This is a genomic window from Hymenobacter fastidiosus, assembly GCF_039539565.1.
Classification (GTDB): Bacteria; Bacteroidota; Bacteroidia; order Cytophagales; family Hymenobacteraceae; genus Hymenobacter; species Hymenobacter fastidiosus.
The window spans coordinates 1-807 of record NZ_BAABDJ010000023.1; the positions used below are offsets into that span (position 1 = coordinate 1).

Consider the following 807-nt stretch of genomic DNA (forward strand, 5'->3'; position numbering starts at 1 on the left):
GGGTGCCGGGCTGCGTGGCAAAGGTCGGGACCACCTTGTCCTCCACGGTCACGGTCGCCGTCGCCGTAGCAGTATTGCCGAAGACATCAGTCACGGTCAGCGTCACCGTATTATTGGCCCCCAGATTGGCGCAGGTAAAGGCGCTGGGCGACACGCTCAGCCCACCGCCGGTCGCGAAGCCGCAGTTGGCGGTGGAGCCGTTATTCACCATGGCCGCCGTGATGGTAACGTTGCCGGTAGCATCGAGCTGCACCGTGACGTTCCGGGCGATGGCCACCGGGGCCAGGGGCCCGCCCGCCGCGGCCAGCAGCACGGCCAGAAACCCGAAGCGGCGGCACACCCGCGGCCGGACAGTGGGGGTTGATTTCATAAAGAAGGGGGGGCGAAAATATGAAGACCTGTTGCCGGCCGACGGGTGCTGCCTACCGGGGTTGTGGGGAGTAAAGGTCCGGGCCCCTGGCATAATATTCAATAAAGTATATACCCCTATTTAGGGGAGGCCCCGGCGGCATGGGGTGCAGGGCTGGTAGCTGCCGCCGCCGTAGTCTCGGGGGCGCCGCCCGCGGCTGAACCCCGGTGGTCATTTCTCCGGCAGCCGGGCCATCCGCCCCGTTTTAGCGCGGATTTCAGGTCGGCGCACGGTTTTGAAGGCAGTAAAAAGGGGAGCGTTACCAGTTAAAGCCTGACAGGCTTTAACTGGTAACGCTCCCCTTTTTATCCGGTAATCAGACGTTAGAACTGGATCGGCTATTTGGTGAGCATCACCCGCCGGGTGTACTGCCGGTCGCCCAGCCGCAGGCGGCAGGT

At 63.7% G+C, this 807-nt stretch carries 1 pseudogene; it reads right to left on the minus strand.

Going from position 1 to position 807, the window contains the following annotated elements:
* Positions 1–370, minus strand: a pseudogene (locus ABD833_RS11670) (hypothetical protein); the annotation flags it as partial.
* Positions 371–807 lie beyond the last annotated feature (437 nt).